At 35.3% G+C, this 16,041-nt stretch carries 12 protein-coding genes; 3 read left to right on the forward strand and 9 right to left on the reverse strand.

Annotated features, from left to right (window positions below):
• Positions 1 to 9: 9 nt before the first annotated feature.
• The 9 genes from WFZ86_RS12080 to WFZ86_RS12120 all read right to left on the reverse strand — a co-directional run bounded on the left by WFZ86_RS12080 (position 10) and on the right by WFZ86_RS12120 (position 12,730).
• On the reverse strand, positions 10 to 3,147 hold the full coding sequence (locus WFZ86_RS12080; protein WP_342692153.1) for a SusC/RagA family TonB-linked outer membrane protein: 3,138 nt from the start codon (positions 3,145 to 3,147) through the stop codon (positions 10 to 12).
• A gap of 338 nt (positions 3,148 to 3,485) precedes the next feature.
• Positions 3,486 to 4,232, reverse strand: a complete 747-nt coding sequence (locus WFZ86_RS12085) for a tetratricopeptide repeat protein (protein ID WP_342692154.1) — start codon at positions 4,230 to 4,232, stop codon at positions 3,486 to 3,488.
• A gap of 105 nt (positions 4,233 to 4,337) precedes the next feature.
• Complete coding sequence (locus WFZ86_RS12090) at positions 4,338 to 6,089, reverse strand: BatD family protein (protein WP_342692155.1); 1,752 nt, start codon at positions 6,087 to 6,089, stop codon at positions 4,338 to 4,340.
• A gap of 20 nt (positions 6,090 to 6,109) precedes the next feature.
• Positions 6,110 to 6,859 carry a tetratricopeptide repeat protein gene (locus WFZ86_RS12095; protein WP_342692156.1) on the reverse strand — a complete coding sequence of 250 codons (750 nt, stop codon included), beginning with the start codon at positions 6,857 to 6,859 and terminating at the stop codon, positions 6,110 to 6,112.
• A 64-nt stretch (positions 6,860 to 6,923) separates the two neighbouring features.
• Positions 6,924 to 7,955: a VWA domain-containing protein gene (locus WFZ86_RS12100; protein WP_342692157.1), complete on the reverse strand. Its 1,032-nt coding sequence runs from the start codon at positions 7,953 to 7,955 to the stop codon at positions 6,924 to 6,926.
• 88 nt (positions 7,956 to 8,043) lie between these two features.
• The gene (locus tag WFZ86_RS12105; RefSeq protein WP_024982511.1) at positions 8,044 to 9,045 is read right to left on the reverse strand and encodes a vWA domain-containing protein; all 1,002 of its coding nucleotides are present in this window, start codon (positions 9,043 to 9,045) and stop codon (positions 8,044 to 8,046) included.
• The gene (locus WFZ86_RS12110; protein ID WP_342692158.1) at positions 9,045 to 10,673 is read right to left on the reverse strand and encodes a hypothetical protein; all 1,629 of its coding nucleotides are present in this window, start codon (positions 10,671 to 10,673) and stop codon (positions 9,045 to 9,047) included. Before WFZ86_RS12110 ends, WFZ86_RS12105 begins: the two co-directional genes overlap by 1 nt.
• Positions 10,674 to 10,722: 49 nt before the next feature.
• Positions 10,723 to 11,586 (reverse strand): DUF58 domain-containing protein, encoded by an 864-nt coding sequence (locus WFZ86_RS12115; RefSeq protein WP_342692159.1) that lies wholly within the window; start codon positions 11,584 to 11,586, stop codon positions 10,723 to 10,725.
• Between the two features lie 139 nt (positions 11,587 to 11,725).
• Positions 11,726 to 12,730 carry an AAA family ATPase gene (locus WFZ86_RS12120; RefSeq protein WP_300977573.1) on the reverse strand — a complete coding sequence of 335 codons (1,005 nt, stop codon included), beginning with the start codon at positions 12,728 to 12,730 and terminating at the stop codon, positions 11,726 to 11,728.
• Positions 12,731 to 12,941: 211 nt separating this feature from the next.
• Between WFZ86_RS12120 and WFZ86_RS12125 the strand changes: the two genes are divergently transcribed.
• The 3 genes from WFZ86_RS12125 (at position 12,942) to WFZ86_RS12135 (ending at position 16,040) form a co-directional block, all read left to right on the forward strand.
• Entirely contained in the window at positions 12,942 to 13,814 is an 873-nt protein-coding gene (locus WFZ86_RS12125) for an aldo/keto reductase (RefSeq protein WP_342692160.1), read from the forward strand.
• A gap of 192 nt (positions 13,815 to 14,006) precedes the next feature.
• Positions 14,007 to 14,759, forward strand: coding sequence for an SDR family NAD(P)-dependent oxidoreductase (locus WFZ86_RS12130; protein WP_342692161.1), 753 nt, complete (start codon positions 14,007 to 14,009; stop codon positions 14,757 to 14,759).
• Between the two features lie 129 nt (positions 14,760 to 14,888).
• Entirely contained in the window at positions 14,889 to 16,040 is a 1,152-nt protein-coding gene (locus WFZ86_RS12135; RefSeq protein ID WP_315144786.1) for an ATP-binding protein, read from the forward strand.
• Position 16,041: the final 1 nt, after the last annotated feature.

Consider the following 16,041-nt stretch of genomic DNA (forward strand, 5'->3'; position numbering starts at 1 on the left):
ATACGATTTTTAAAAGTTTAAGTTCATCCCTAATGTAATTACTCTTGAAGGAGTAAATCTATTTTGGGACGTTCCATTAAATGTTTGCGAAGGATCTAAGCCCTGACGTTTAGTAAATAACAGTAAATTTTCACCATTTACATACAAAGTAGAGTTATCTATACCTAATCTTGTCGTTAATTGAGAAGGCAAGTTATAAGATAAATTAACTTGTCTAAGTGACAAGAAATCAGAACTTATTAACCATCTATCCGACTGAGCTGTAGACTGAGTGTTTCTATTGATATCCATTCGAGGAACGTTAGTGATATCTCCAGCTTTTTGCCATCTATCAAGCGCATCTACACTCAAAGCACTACCATAAGTAATACCTGTATGCATTAAAGCTGCGTAGTTAGAATCATAGGTCAAACCTCCTAATTGATAAGAGAATAAAACATTTAATTTCAAGCCTTTATATTCTAAATTTGTACCAAAACTTCCAAATAAATCTGGAATTGATGAACCATTATAACTATATAGTGCTTTATTTTGATCGGTTGTTACGTTAACACCATTAACAACTCTTTGGGTTGTATCTCCTGCAACAATTAATGCTGGATCAGAAACATACAAAGCATAGCCATCAGCTGGATCAACTCCGTACCAGTCTCTTAACCAATAATCATAAATAGAGCTACCTACTGTAAACTTTTTGGTACCATTAATTATCTCTTTTTGAGGTAAACTAGTAATTTCATTTTTAATAGTTGAAGCACTTAAATTAAGACCCCATGTGAAATCTTTTGTTTTTATAACTTTTCCTTCTAATGTTACTTCAAAACCACTATTAAACATAGATCCAATGTTTTCAATTCTATTATCAAGACCGGAAGACAAAGGATTTGGAACAGCAAATATTAAACCATCCGTACTTCTATTATAATATTCAACGCTACCATTTAACCTATTATTAAATAAACCAAATTCTACAGCAACGTCTTTTTGGGTGTTTTTTTCCCATTTTAGGTTTGGCGCCCCTTGGTCATTTGTTAAAAGCCCTCCCTCGTTACCATTATCAAATCCTAAACCAAATGTTGGTTGCGAAGCATAAAAACTTAAACCGTCATTACTAGTATGAGAATCATTACCTACTTCACCAATAGAAGATCTTAATTTCAACTCATTTAACCAAGAAGAGTCAGTTAAAAAATTCTCTTTAGAAATTACCCAAGCTCCACCAAAGGACCAAAAATTACCCCATCTATTATTTTTGGCAAATTTTGAAGAACCATCCCTTCTAAGTGAAGCGGAAACTATATATTTATCCATGAAATCATATCCTACTCTTGTAAAATACGATTCAGTTGCATAACCTCTTTGATAAGAACTTAATGCCGTAGGTGTTACATAATTAATAAACTCAGTATTGTCTAATGTAGTTTCTGTAGTCTTTGTGGCATTAAACCAATCAAAACGATAATCAAAAGATTCATGACCTAATAACGCTGAAAAAGTATGATTCCCAATTTTTTTATCATAATTTAACAATTGATTATACGTTAAACCAGTGATTATCCTATTTTCTTTAGACAATAAACCATTTGGCGCACCATCACCAATTTCTTTATTATAAGCAAAAGTTCTGTTAAAATACGATTTGTCTAACGAAGCATTAACAGTAAATTTAAAGTTTGACAAAAACTTAAATTCAGCAAAAGTTCTTGCAGAAAGCGCTAATCCTTTTTGATTATCTTTATTATTTAAAGTTTCATAAACAATATTTCTACCATTTGAGGCTCCAGAACCTCTAACTGTAGAATAGACCTTATTCCCCGCTGAATCATAAATATAACTTCCGTCAGCAGCATGATCAAAAACAGGATAAATTGGTCCCATATATCTTATCGTCCTAAATGGATTGTTTATAGAAGTCGAGTTTGCTACTCCGTCAACTGCCAAATTAGAATCAGTAGTTGTTCCTGATAAATTAATACCGGTTTTAAACCAATCGTTGAAAGAAGTATTCAAATTTAAACGCGCTGAAACTCTTTCATAATCGGATTTTTGAATGTATCCTTCTTCATTAAGGTAACCAATAGAGGCAAAATAATTTGACTTCTCAGATTTTCCTTGATAAGAAAAGTCGGCATTCTGACGAACACCAGCTCTTTCTAAATGTTTGCTCCAATCTAAATCTTCAGGATACAAAAGTGAAGCGTTTGGATTTAATTTACCATCCAAACCAACGATTTGTGTATTAGGAACATTAAAAGGATTAACCACTAATTCTTGTGCTACTCTATTTGACGCATAAAGATTAGCGGCATCAATCTGAGCAGTTGTACCCATTGCACGACTATTTCTAATAGATTCCCAAATTAGCGGATAGTAATCATAAGCATTAACTCGTTCATATTCTTTTATCATTCTAGAAGACAAACCTTGGCTGATGTTTACTGAAAACTTATCCTTTGAAGATTTACCAGATTTAGTAGTGATAATAATCACTCCATTTGCTGCTTTTGATCCATAAAGAGAAGTTGAAGAGGCATCTTTAAGAATGGTCAAGCTTTCAATATCATTAGAATTTATATTGCTAATATCACCTGCAAAAGGCACACCATCAACAACATATAGAGGTGTATTAGAACCATTTACAGAACTGAAACCACGAATCCTTACAGCAGGAGCTGTTCCAGGTTGTCCTGATGCACTTTGAATTTGAACTCCAGATGTAGCTCCTTCAATAGCAGACAAAACGTTTGTTACGGCTCTATTCTCAAGAACTTCAGCCTTTATCGCAACGGCAGACCCAGTATAAGAACTTTTTTTAGCCTTTCCATAAGCTACTACTACTACTTCTTCTAATTTAACTGTCCCTTTCATTTTAACATCAAACACAGAAGAGGCATTTACAGTAACTTTCGTATTGTCCATACCTAAAAAAGAAAACAACAAAACATCTCCTTCTTTAGCTTTAATAAAATAAGTTCCATCAAAACCTGTTTGAGTTGATGTTTTAGAACCTACAACAACTATATTGACACCTGGCAAAGCACCTGTTTCATCGCTTACTGTACCAGATACGGTTTTCGTTTGAGCGAAAATAAACTGTATTGACAACATCAATAAAAAAGAAAAAATCCATTTGAATTTTGATCTCATAAATTTAAATTTAGATTTGGTTATTGCGCAAAAATGATAAGATTTTGTTAATAAAAAAAACTCCTTAGTACTCGCAACCCCTTTAAATCCTAGAAACTGATAAAAATTCAAAATAATTTTAACGCTATATATAAAATTAAATTCACACAATTAGTATAGAAAAAACACTATCCATAATTTTACCTGAATTCATATGCTTTTTTCACATAATGCACCAATTGCTAATTTTAACATAATCTCATTTAAAAAACATTGATTTTTCTAGGGTTTTAAGCAAAAAAAAGGGTGTTTCCTCAGTCTAGAAACACCCCTCTTTTAATTAAATTTAACTTACTATTTTATTTTACTTCCTTAATCGCACTAGCATTAAGCCAACCCTCAGTCCCATCTGTGAGTTGTACTTTTCGCCATTGCTCTAAATTTTCCAATACATAGACTTTGGCACCTTCGTGTAACATTATAACTGCTGGACTGGAGTTCTGTGGTTCGCTTTTGACTTCTGTCATAGCTACAAAAAGGATGGCTGGTCGATCATTTTTAAAATGACTTTGCTCAAAATAACCTGCAAAAACACTTATCAAAACGAAAAGTAGTCCAAAAAACATTCCAAAGAAAAAAACACGTTTCGCTAAAGAAGTTTGAGTAAAATAGTATCCTAAAAAAAGGAATAGAACTACAACAGCAAACCCAATCGAGATCCATCCCCAAGTATCATAATGAAAGAAAGCGGTAAAATCGTGTACTAGTTTCTCGAAACCTACTTTGGGAACCACTTTAATTTCATCGATGGTTTTCTTTTGGGCAAATTTCAAATTGTTTAGAATTTCTGAATCATTGGGCTTTAAAACCAAAGCTTTCTCGTAATTATAAATAGCTGGTGCTACTTGATTGAGTTTGTAATAACAATTGCCCAAATTGAAATACAAATCGGCCGATTCTTTTTTCTCCGTTTGCACCACCGATTCATAGGCCTGAATGGCTTGCTCGTATTGCCCTTTTTTATACAATGCATTCCCTGCTTCAAAACCATTTTGAGCAGTTAAAACACTGGTTATAAATAATAATAAATAAACTATATTTTTCATATGTTGATTTAATTTTAAACACAAAGATCATAAAGAAAGCACTAAGGCCACTATTTTAAAGTGTACCGTTTAATTATTCTTGATTACACTTCTATTCTTTGTGGTTTACACAATTTGTTTTTCTAATCCCGAAATAATTTCAACGGCTTTATCAAAATCTTGCTGAATCGAGGCGCTAGAAGAAGGCGCATAACGAGCAATCTCACAATTTTCTGTCAAGGCAATAAAATCGTTTACAGCTTCAGGATTGGCTTTTCTCGACAACAATAACTCTTGAATATTATCCTTACTCATTTCTGAGGTTTCGATGTGTAATTTGGCTTTTAAGAAATTATGCATCGCTTTTTCGAGTGCCACATAGAATAACTCTTTGTTTGCAATTTGTTTTTTGGCTTCCGACAAATATTTCTTGGCCAACTTATTGTTCATTTTGATTCGATTACCAAAGACATCGCTATCTATGGCTTCTTTTTTCTTTTTGAAAATCACAATCAAAGGAATTATTCCAAAAGGAAGCAATAACAACACATAAAAGCTATTGGAACCTAAGAAATCCTTTGCGTGAACATCGGCAAGTTCTGTTTTGAGCTTGATGAATTTGAATTGCTCTACATTACTGATTTTATTTTTAGCGGTGCTCGCCACTGCAGTACTATCTGTAGCCGTCGGACCATCTAAAACAGTGACTAAAATTTCGGGTGAAGTAATCGTTTTATAGCTGCCCGAATTCAAATCAAAATAAGAGAACTGCATTGGTTTGATTGGATAGGTTCCTTTGAACTGCGGAATAATGGTATAACTATCCGAAATCTTACCTGTCATTCCAGAAAGTGGCGTATTTACCGATTCAGTATGAACCGGATCATACATTTCTAAGGCGTTTGGAACAACTGGTTTAGGCAAGGTAAATAATTTAAGATTGCCTTTTCCAGCAGCGCTTACTACCAATTCTAAACTTTCTCCATTGTGAAGCGTTGTTTTACTTGGTGTAACTTTAAAATCAAAACTTCCCACGGCACCTGAAAAATCTGCTGGCTTGCCGGATTCTGGTAATCCTTTTACCGCAATAGTTTTTGATCCTGCAGACACTCTTTTGCTCGTTTCTCGAATCATCATTTGCCCAAACATATCTCTTCTGTTAGTAGGCAACTGTACATCTATGTCGAGCGATAACGGTTCTATTTCGAGTTTTCCTGATTTTTGAGGATATAAAACAGTCTTTCTTAGCACTACATAACGGAAACGCTCACCTTTGAACATCCCTTCCTCAGCAACTAATTGTTTGATATCAATATTTTGACTCCAAAAATCATTGTATTTCGGTTTACTTAACTCACGCCAATTTGAAATTCCGATATTATAGCTGAAATACAATTTATAAACTACAGTTATTGGCTCATTAATATACGGATTGGTTTTAGAAACATCGGCTACTAAATACAAATTATTATCTGCAGAAATTTGTCCGTCATTCTCTTCCTCCGATTGCTGTACTGCGTTAGTTACATTAATTTTGACAGGATTTGTTTTATAGACTTGTCCATTAAATTCAATAGCTGCTTGTTTGATTACCAAAGCTCCTTTTCGGGTAGGAACTAAGAAATATGAATACGCTTTCTCGAATGAACTTCTTCCGTTGACCCACGATTGGCTTACTTGTTGACTAGGTCCTGCAATGATTCGGAAGCCATCGAACGAAGGTTGAATAAAATTATCACCATCTACATTCATAATAAAATCAACACGAAGGCGTTCGTTTAGTGCCAAAGTGTTTTTACTCACTCGTGCCTCGAACTGAATTTGAGCCAGAAGTGGGTTAGCAATTATAAAAAGTGCAACTGCAATAAATTTTTTCATTTTAAAATGCGGTTTTTGAATTACCAATCTTTTTCGGTTTGAACTGGTTTTCCTTGGCCTTGTTTGGCTTTTACTTTATCTTGAATTTTCTTTTCTTCGTTGTTTACAGCATCCAAAAGGTTTTCTAAACGGTCTTTAGAAATGTCTCCAGGTTTTGGTTTGGGTTGTCCTTTTTGGTCTTGATTTTTGCTGTTTTTTTGCTCGTTTTGATTAGGATCTTGTTTTTTATCCTGATCGCCTTTATCCTCTTTTTTGTCTTTGTCTTTATCTCCGTCTTTTTTGTCGTCCTTCTTATCTTTGTCTTTTTTATTATCCTTATCGTTTTTCGGTGGATTGTCTTTTAGCATTTTTTTGGCCAAAGCATAATTATAACGCGTTTCTTCATCTTCGGGATTAGAACGTAGGGCGTTTTTATAGGCATCAACTGCAGCTTCGTAATTTTTATCTTTCATAAAAGTATTGCCCAAATTGTGCAATATTTTGTGCTTTTGCGATTTTACTTTTGCTTTGCGTAGTGCTTCAACATAGGCGTATTGTGCTTCGGCATTTTGATTTTGCTTGTAAATTGCATTTCCTAAATTGTAAGGAGCGACCGTTCGGTTAGGGAATTTAGATTGTGAAACTCTATAATTTGCCTCCGCTTCTACAAACTTTTTTTCTGCAAATTCTTCATTCGCTTTTGGTAATGCTTTGTCTTTTTGTTGAGCAAATAGGCCTCCTAGCCCCAAAAGGGAAAACAAGAAAAGGAATATGAAATATTTTTTAATCATTTGTAATTTTGTATTTTATCACTTTCAAGTACATTTATCAACTTCACATTGAGTTTAGAAAACATTATTTCTCGTTAAACAAATTCAATTTTTTCACCCAACTTGTTTTGCGCTCTAATAGAAATACATCTACCAAAAGCAACAGAAAACCAATCGCTAAAAACCATTGAAATTGAGATTGATACTCTGCCATTTCGGTCGCTTCAAATTCTGTTTTTTGGATTTTATCCAAAGTGTTTTTTACGAATTCTAACACTTCTTTGGTATTTGCACCGTTTACATAATTCCCATTCGTCGCTTTTGCGATACTTTTCAAGCTTTCTGGATTCAGTTTTGTGATAACGATTTGATTGTCTTTGTCTCTTTTATAGCTTTCAATCACACCGTTACGACGCAAAGGAATCGTACCACCCTTCTCCGTACCAACACCAATAGTGATGATTTTCATACCAATTTTATTGGCTTCTTCGGCGGCACTTTCGGCTCCTTCTGAATGGTCTTCTCCATCCGAAATCATAATCATCAACTTGCTTGTTTTGCTTTTTTCGTCAAAATAAGTAGCCGATAATTTAATCGCTTCGTCTAAAGAAGTTCCTTGAGACGAAACAATGTCGGTATTCATACTTTGCAAAAACATCTTCGCCACACCGTAATCTGAAGTGATTGGCAACACTGGAAAAGCACTTCCAGCATAAGCTACAATACCAATGCGGTCACTGCCGAGTTGATTGATGATTTGCGATACAATTTGCTTACTTTTTTCTAAACGACTTGGCGCGATATCCTCTGCCAGCATACTTTTAGAAACATCGACCGCGAAAACAATATCAATACCTTCACGCTTCACCGTTTCCATTTTGGTGCCAATTTTAGGATTTACCAATCCTAAAATCAAGGATGCAAAAGCCAATACGATAACAATTAGTTTCAATACCGATTTAAAACTAGAGCTATCTGGACTCAACTTTTGCACCATTTCAACCGAACCAAATTCACGTTGTTTTTTTCTTTTCCAATACAAATTGTACAAGAAAACCACTACCAAAAGAGGCAATAGGATGAGTAGGTATAAATATTTTTTTTCGTCTAATTCCATTTGTATTTAACCACTAAGGGCACTAAGTTTTCACTAAGTTCACAAGTTAAATTGCAAACTGATATTTATTATTTTCTTTGTTTTAACTTTAAATAAAACTTCTGTACACTGTATTTCTCAAACCAACTTCAATGAGCAACAATAGTCCCGCTAGCAATACAAAAAATCGGAACTTTTCATCGTAGTCATAGAACTTCAATTCTTCTATTTCTGTCGTTTCGAGTTTGTTGATTTCGTTGTAAATCTGTGCTAGTTTGTCATTGCTCGTCGCTCTAAAATATTTACCGTCGGTTTTTCGGGCAATGTTTTTCATTAATTGCTCATCGATTTCTACTTTCATCATTTGGAACAAAAAGCCTCCATTCGGTGCGATAGCATAAGGAAACATTGCCATTCCATTTGTTCCAATACCGATAGTGTAGACTTTGATTCCGTATTGTCTAGCAATGTCTGAAGCGGTTTCTGGTTCAATAAAACCAGCATTGTTTACACCATCCGTCAAGAGAATAATGACTTTACTTTTAGCTTTGCTGTCTTTCAAACGGTTTACAGCTGTCGCCAATCCCATTCCAATTCCAGTTCCGTCTTGCAAAACGTTGTCGTATTTTATGCTTTTGATAGCTTCTTGAACAATCGCTTTATCACTAGTCACAGGAGTTTTGGTATACGATTCGGCAGCATACACTACCAATCCAATACGGTCATTGGGTCTTTCGTCAACGAAACTGGCTGCCACACGTTTTAGGGCTTCCATTCGGTTGGGCTTTAAATCTTTGGCCAACATACTTCCAGAAACGTCAATCGCCATCACGATATCAATTCCTTTGGTGGTTTTCGTTCTATTGCTCACATCGACTGTTCTAGGTCTTGCCATTGCCACAATCAACAACGCTAAGGCCAAAATTCTAAACACGCTCAAGTAAGGTTTCAACTGCACCCAAAATGATTTTTTTCCTTGAAAGCCTGCTGTTGAACTCATTTTAAGCGCAGCCACTTGATGATTTCTTTTCCAGAATAACCAAGCAATCACCACTGGCAGTAACAAGAACAACCAAAAAAATTCTGGATTTAAAAACGTTATCTTTTCCATTAGTTTCTTGCTAGTTTTAATTCAACAGAATTCAATATACGTTCTGCTATTTTTGTGGCGTACTCATCTCCTTCTTCGTGCAAAATCATAATTTGCTGCAATCCGCCATTTTGACTAAACAATAAAATCTCATAATACAATTTCGTACTGCTATTGGATTTATCGTCAACTTTGGAGAATGTTCCGTAACCTTTGATACCTTTTAATCCTTCAGGAGTTTCAAAATCCTCTTGTTTAACGAGCATATTTTGAGCGCCTTGTAATTCCATCATTTTTATAGAACTTTCGAGGGCTTTTGACAAATCAAGGGCATTTTCTTGTTTGAAACTATAAGTGGACACCATCAAATAGAAATCTCCTAAAAAGCTTCCATAACCAAAGGATTGCATATCTTTAATTAATGCCAAACCTTCTTTTGGTAATGCTTTTTTCAAATCGACACGCGTCAATACTTCTGGAGTTTCAATGATTACACCTGGATTTCCGTATTGACTTTTCACCCATTCCCCTTCTAATAATTCTTTGGTTTGATGTCCGATAATAGAGTGTACCGTATACATAAACCCATTGGTCACCACAAAAAATAAGAATACTCCGACTACGATTCCTACACCAACACCAACATAAGTTCTAATTTTGGCTTTGCGTTCTTTTTCTAATTGTAGTTGTAGCTGTTTTTGTTTTTGTGCTTCGTTCAACACATTTTCCTCTTCAGATTCAACTACAACAGGTATTGCATTATCAAGGGTTAAAATCGCTTTTTGAATTTTATTTCTATCTTCAGTGATTTCAAAATCTAGAGGTTTAGATTTGGCAAATTTTACCAAATCCGCTTGTTTCAAAACACGTTCCAAGTTATCGATTGTTTCTTGAGACAACTTCATTTTCTTTTTCTGAGAAGCCGCTTTTAGTCCCGCAACTAATTCCGCTGTGGTACTTTCCATCGCTGGAATGGCTATGGCTTCTTCAATATAATTTCTAGCAATATCCGTCAATTCACTATAATATGCTTTTACATCGCCTTTTTGCCAAAGCTCTTTTTGCTCCAACGTATTCAATAAACTCGTGGCTTTTTCGATAGGCGTTTTGAAAACAACAACTTCTGGAGCCACTGTTTTTTTACGAATTTTGAGGTACCAATAGGCTACTGCTCCAATGATAACAAGAGCAATCAAAAAATACAACCACCAATTGCCCCAAGAATCTTGCGCTTTGATGATGCCTTTGATGTCGTACATTTTTTGTTTCAATGTATCAACAGCAACATTAGCGACTTCGACTTTAATAGAATCCGAGAAAAAAGGCTTTTTATCAATTAAAATTTTAACCGAAGGAATCGTGTATTTTCCAGAATCAAACTGAGTCAAACCATATTTTTTGATCAACTCCAATTGGTCATTTTTTTTAACCGTATCAATTGGATAGGATTCGATAACTTCTAATGGTCCTATATTTTTTAGGTTAGGAAAAGCAACCTTTGAAGTAGTTTTTACCGTAGTCTTTAGAGTTAGTTTAAACTCCGCGCCAATTTTATTTTTGGTGGTGTCTATAGACGTGAGCACTTGTTTTTGCTGAGCAAAAAGAGAAGTCGATAGCGCTATAAATAATAGGTAAAGTTTAATTTTCATTTGTTTTTAACTTTAACCCTTACAGAGTTTAAACTCTGCAAGAATTAGTTTAACGAGATTTAAAATAACTCAATAGTTTAGTCACGTAACTTTCATCAACTCTTGTGTTCACAACTCCTGAGCCTGACTTACGAAAGGTTTCCTTAAAATAATTCACTTTATCTTGATAGTGCTTTTCATAATTCATTCGAACTGTTTTTGAACCTGTATTGATTAATTGAGTTCGTCCTGTTTCGGCATCGAGCATCGTCACCATTCCTAAATTGGGCATTTTTTCTTCGCGAATATCGTACACTCGTATTCCAGTAATATCGTGCTTTTTGGAAGCAATCTTCAGGGTTTGCTCGTAGTTTTCACACATAAAATCAGAAATCATAAAGACAATCGCTTTCTTTTTTTGAGTACTTGATAGAAATTTCAAAGCTTGAGCAATATCCGTTTTATGGCTTTTAGGCTCAAATTCGATTAGTTCACGTATCAGACGCAAGACGTGAGAACGTCCTTTTTTGGGTGGAATGTACAATTCTATTTCATCCGAAAACAAAATCAAACCTATTTTGTCATTATTTTGAGTGGCCGAAAAAGCCATAGTTGCGGCAATTTCAATGACAATTTCTTTTTTGAACTGAGTGGTAGAGCCAAAATTTTCAGAACCCGAAATATCGACCATTAACATCATAGTCAATTCGCGTTCTTCTTCAAAAACTTTTACGTGGGCTTCGTTGTAACGGGCAGTTACATTCCAATCGATAGCGCGAATGTCGTCACCATATTGGTATTGACGCACTTCGCTAAACGTCATTCCGCGGCCTTTGAAAGAGGTATGATACTCACCAGAGAAGATATGATCACTCAATCGTCTGGTTTTGATTTCTATTTTTCGTACTTTTTTTAAAAGCTCTTTTGTATCCATTTTTTATTAGTGTTCAGTAATCAGTTAGAAAGTGAACAGTAAAAGTTCAAATTCTAAAAGCCTTTCTATATTATAAGTGTTCCATTAAAAGTATTGATTGTAAAGTGAATACTAAAAACCTGAACACTGAGCACTTATTTTAAGGTACTTCGATTTCGTTTACGATTTTGTTGATGATGTCTACCGAAGTTACGTTTTCAGCTTCGGCTTCGTAGGTTACTCCGATACGGTGACGCAATACATCGTGAACCACAGCGCGAACATCTTCTGGAATTACATAGCCACGACGTTTGATAAACGCATAACATTTAGCCGCATTGGCCAAATTGATACTTCCACGAGGCGAAGCTCCAAAACCAATCAAAGGTTTCAAATCGGCTAGTTTATATTTCTCAGGGTAACGCGTTGCGAAAATAATATCCAAGATATATTTTTCTATTTTTTCGTCCATATACACTTCACGAACCGCTTCTTGCGCACGTAAAATTTGTTCGACAGAAACAACTGGATTTACTTTTTCGTAGCTTCCTTTTAAATTTTGACGAATTACATAACGTTCGTCTTCCATTTTCGGATAGTCTATTACTGTTTTAAGCATAAAACGGTCCACTTGAGCTTCTGGCAACTGGTAGGTTCCTTCTTGCTCAATCGGGTTTTGTGTGGCCAATACCAAAAAGGGTTTGTCTAATTTGAAGGTAGTATCACCAATGGTTACTTGCTTTTCCTGCATCGCTTCTAGCAAAGCTGATTGTACTTTTGCAGGCGCACGGTTAATCTCATCGGCAAGCACGAAATTGGCAAAAATGGGCCCTTTTTTGATAGAGAATTCATTTTGCTTGATGTTATAAATCATCGTACCTACCACATCGGCAGGCAATAAATCTGGGGTAAATTGAATTCTGCTAAAAGAACCTTGAACAGCTTGTGATAGGGTATTGATGGCTAATGTTTTGGCTAATCCTGGCACTCCTTCTAACAGAATGTGTCCTTGACCTAAAAGCCCGATTAGCAATCGCTCTACCATATGTTTTTGTCCCACAATAACTTTGTTCATTTCCATTGTAAGCAAATCTATAAAAGCACTCTCCCTTTCTATTTTCTCATTGATTGCTCTAATGTCTAAAGTTGTTGTATTTTCTTCCATTGTTTAGTTTTTATTCTCTTTGATATTTGTCCCTTGTTTTGATGGTGCAAATTGAATTTTTTTTTAGACGTTTGGTGTTAAAAAATGGTTAAAAGTTCGGAAGATTCCCGAATTTTAAGTAAGAATTATGATACTATCTATTAAATTTTAAGAACTTTGAAAAAATTACTTTATTTCCAAAGTTAAATTACATTTTAATCACATTTTAAGCATGACTAAATCTTCATTATCCCCTATTATTGCTGGTGCGATGAATTGGGGCGTTTGGGACAAAAATCTCAAAACAAAAGAGATGGAAAATCTCATCCACATCTGTTTTGAAAACAAAATAACCACTTTTGACCACGCCGATATTTATGGCAGTTATACCACTGAAGCTCAGTTTGGAAAAGCACTTTCGAATTCAAAAATTAAAAGAGAGCAAATTCAATTGATTTCGAAATGTGGCATTCAAATGCTGGCCGAAAAAAGAAACAACACCATTAAACATTATGATTATTCTAAAGACTATATTCTATGGTCTGTAGAAAACTCTTTGAAAAACCTAAAGACGGACTATCTTGATATCCTTTTATTGCACCGACCAAGTCCGTTGATGCAAGCCGACGAAATTGCTGAAGCGGTTGAGAAATTAAAATCCGAGGGAAAAATCATTGATTTTGGAGTGTCGAATTTTACGAGTTCACAAACCGAATTGATTCGACAAAAAACTCCGATTTCGTTTAACCAAATTCAATTTTCGGCTACGGATTATCAGCCGATGCTTGACGGAAGTTTGGATTATATGCAACTGCATCAAATTCGTCCGTTGTCTTGGAATCCGCTGGGAAGTGTTTTCCGTCAAGAAAATATGCAAACTTTCCGCTTGCGCAAATTATTGGCAACGCTAGTTTCTAAATATGAAATTGGTGCCGACACGATTTTATTGGCTTGGATTTTAAAACACCCTGCTCATATTGTTCCAATTGCAGGAACGGTAAATGTGGCTCGTATTCAGTCGTTGATGAAAGCTACTGAATTACAATTATCGCAAGAAGATTGGTTTGCGATTTGGACCGAAAGTATGGGTAACGAAGTACCTTAGTGGTCCTATAAATGATGCCAAAAAGGTAATTTGTTGCCTTTTAACCCCGATAGGAGCGGCATCCTTTTGTAGCGTTGGGTTTCTGTAAACCCAGCGCTACAAAAGATATAGCGGATAGCGGGACTTTGTCTCCTGATAATTCCCTTTGTTACTGTTCCTAAAAATTCTTAAACTCTTATCAACTTACATTTTATGATAAAAACTGCCTTAATCACTGGTGCTACCAGCGGTATCGGAAAAGCAACCGCAACATTACTCGCTCAAAATAATTTTAAAATTGTGCTTTGTGGCCGAAGAAAAGACCGATTGGAAGCCTTGGAAAAAGAATTGAGCGCTTTTACTGCTGTTCACCATTTGTGTTTTGATGTTCGCGATAAAAAAGCGGTTTTTGAAAGCATTGCTTCTTTACCGGAAGCTTTTGCGGATATTGACATTTTGGTAAATAATGCTGGAAATGCCCACGGTCTTGATTCCATCCAAAATGGGGATATGGACGACTGGGACGCTATGATAGATATTAATGTCAAAGGATTGCTGTATGTTTCTAAAGCGATTATTCCAAAAATGATTGCCAAAGAATCTGGACACATCATTAACATTGGGTCGATTGCTGGGAAAGAAGTGTACCCGAATGGCAATGTGTATTGCGCCTCAAAATATGCGGTAGATGCGCTAAATCAGAGTATGCGAATCGATTTGAATCCTTACGGAATTCGTGTGGGAGGAATTCATCCCGGAATGGTTGAAACTGAGTTTAGCGAAGTGCGTTTTAAAGGCGATACCGAACGTGCTGCTACTGTTTACAAAGGATTAACACCTTTGAAACCTGAGGATATTGCGGATATTATTCACTTTGTGGTGACACGACCTTATCACGTCAACATTGCTGACTTGATTGTGTACCCAACGGCTCAGGCTTCGCCAACTATTGTAAAAAGAAATTAACTATTTTTAATGTAGTAGAACTATTTATCTTTAGTTACATTTAAAAAAGCTAGATAGTTCTTTTTCTTATTTTACTATCAAAAAAGTGTACTTTTAAGAACCTAAAGTCTATGTAAGACCACCCAAGTCATGATTAATAAACGCTTGCTTATTAAGAACCTATTGGCTCATAATGATGAGAGCAGTTTTTATGACAAAAAAAGACAATTGAATTTGCATTCTAGAGAGGGAAAAGCCAAGTTTTTGAAACACATTTGCGCTTTGTCCAACTCCAATCCTACCAATAATTCATACATAGTCGTCGGCGTTGAAGACCAAGATAATGCCATTGTGGGCGATGATTTTTTTGATGATAGTCGGATTCAGAATTTAGTCAATGCCTTTCTGGAAAATCCTCCTCAGATTCAGTATGAAAATGTGCCTTTCCCCAACTTACCCAAAGACAAAGTAATTGGTTTAGTAACCATTAAACCCAATCCGAAGACCTCTTTCTTCAAAAAAGGAATTCATACGATACTAGCCAATAGCATTTTTATACGTAGAGGCAGCAATACACTTCCAGTCGAAGGTGAAATAGAACGCAACTATCAAAATACAGAAACGGTTATTGGGATTGAAAACAATTCACGCAACAGTATAGCATATACACTTGATGGTGTGATTGATTTTATGAATTTCCGTCATAAAGATATGTCTCCTAAATATAAAGTTTTCAAGGAGTTGTTCGTGATTTGCTGGGCGGGAATAGCCAAACATTACAAAGGAAAAACGTATTTGTCTAGAGTAGACATAGCCCTTATCAACGAACAAATTAAGCTGTTTTACTCCGCTCAAGATGTGGTAGAAATTACTTTTGACGAAGATACCTTTACGATTATAGAGTATGTGCCTTTGGGATTGAATGACAAAACCAGTTATTATCCTTTGGAAAAACAAACCTTGCGTTTTCACGACAATGGCTATTACAAAATCGACAGGGATTTTCTGTTTGAACCACCCGAATTCAATACCAAAATGTTGTATCACATTTATAATGCTAATAGTGCTTTATTGAACAAACTTCAAAAAGGGCAATTGCTAAACGATAGAGAATTAAAAGACCTAGAAAATCTACCTTCTACTTTGATGATTTGCTACCTCAACGGATTTGAGGATGCGAAACAAAAATTAATTGATGCCAAAACTTTTCTTAAACCATTCCCTCAAGTGTATTTGTCTTTCAAAGAAGCCTTGAGGATTTTGAGAAAAATGAAGTATGATGGGCAGTCGGCAGCAAATTAAA

The organism is Flavobacterium polysaccharolyticum (genome assembly GCF_038739875.1).
GTDB classification, from domain to species: Bacteria; Bacteroidota; Bacteroidia; order Flavobacteriales; family Flavobacteriaceae; genus Flavobacterium; species Flavobacterium polysaccharolyticum.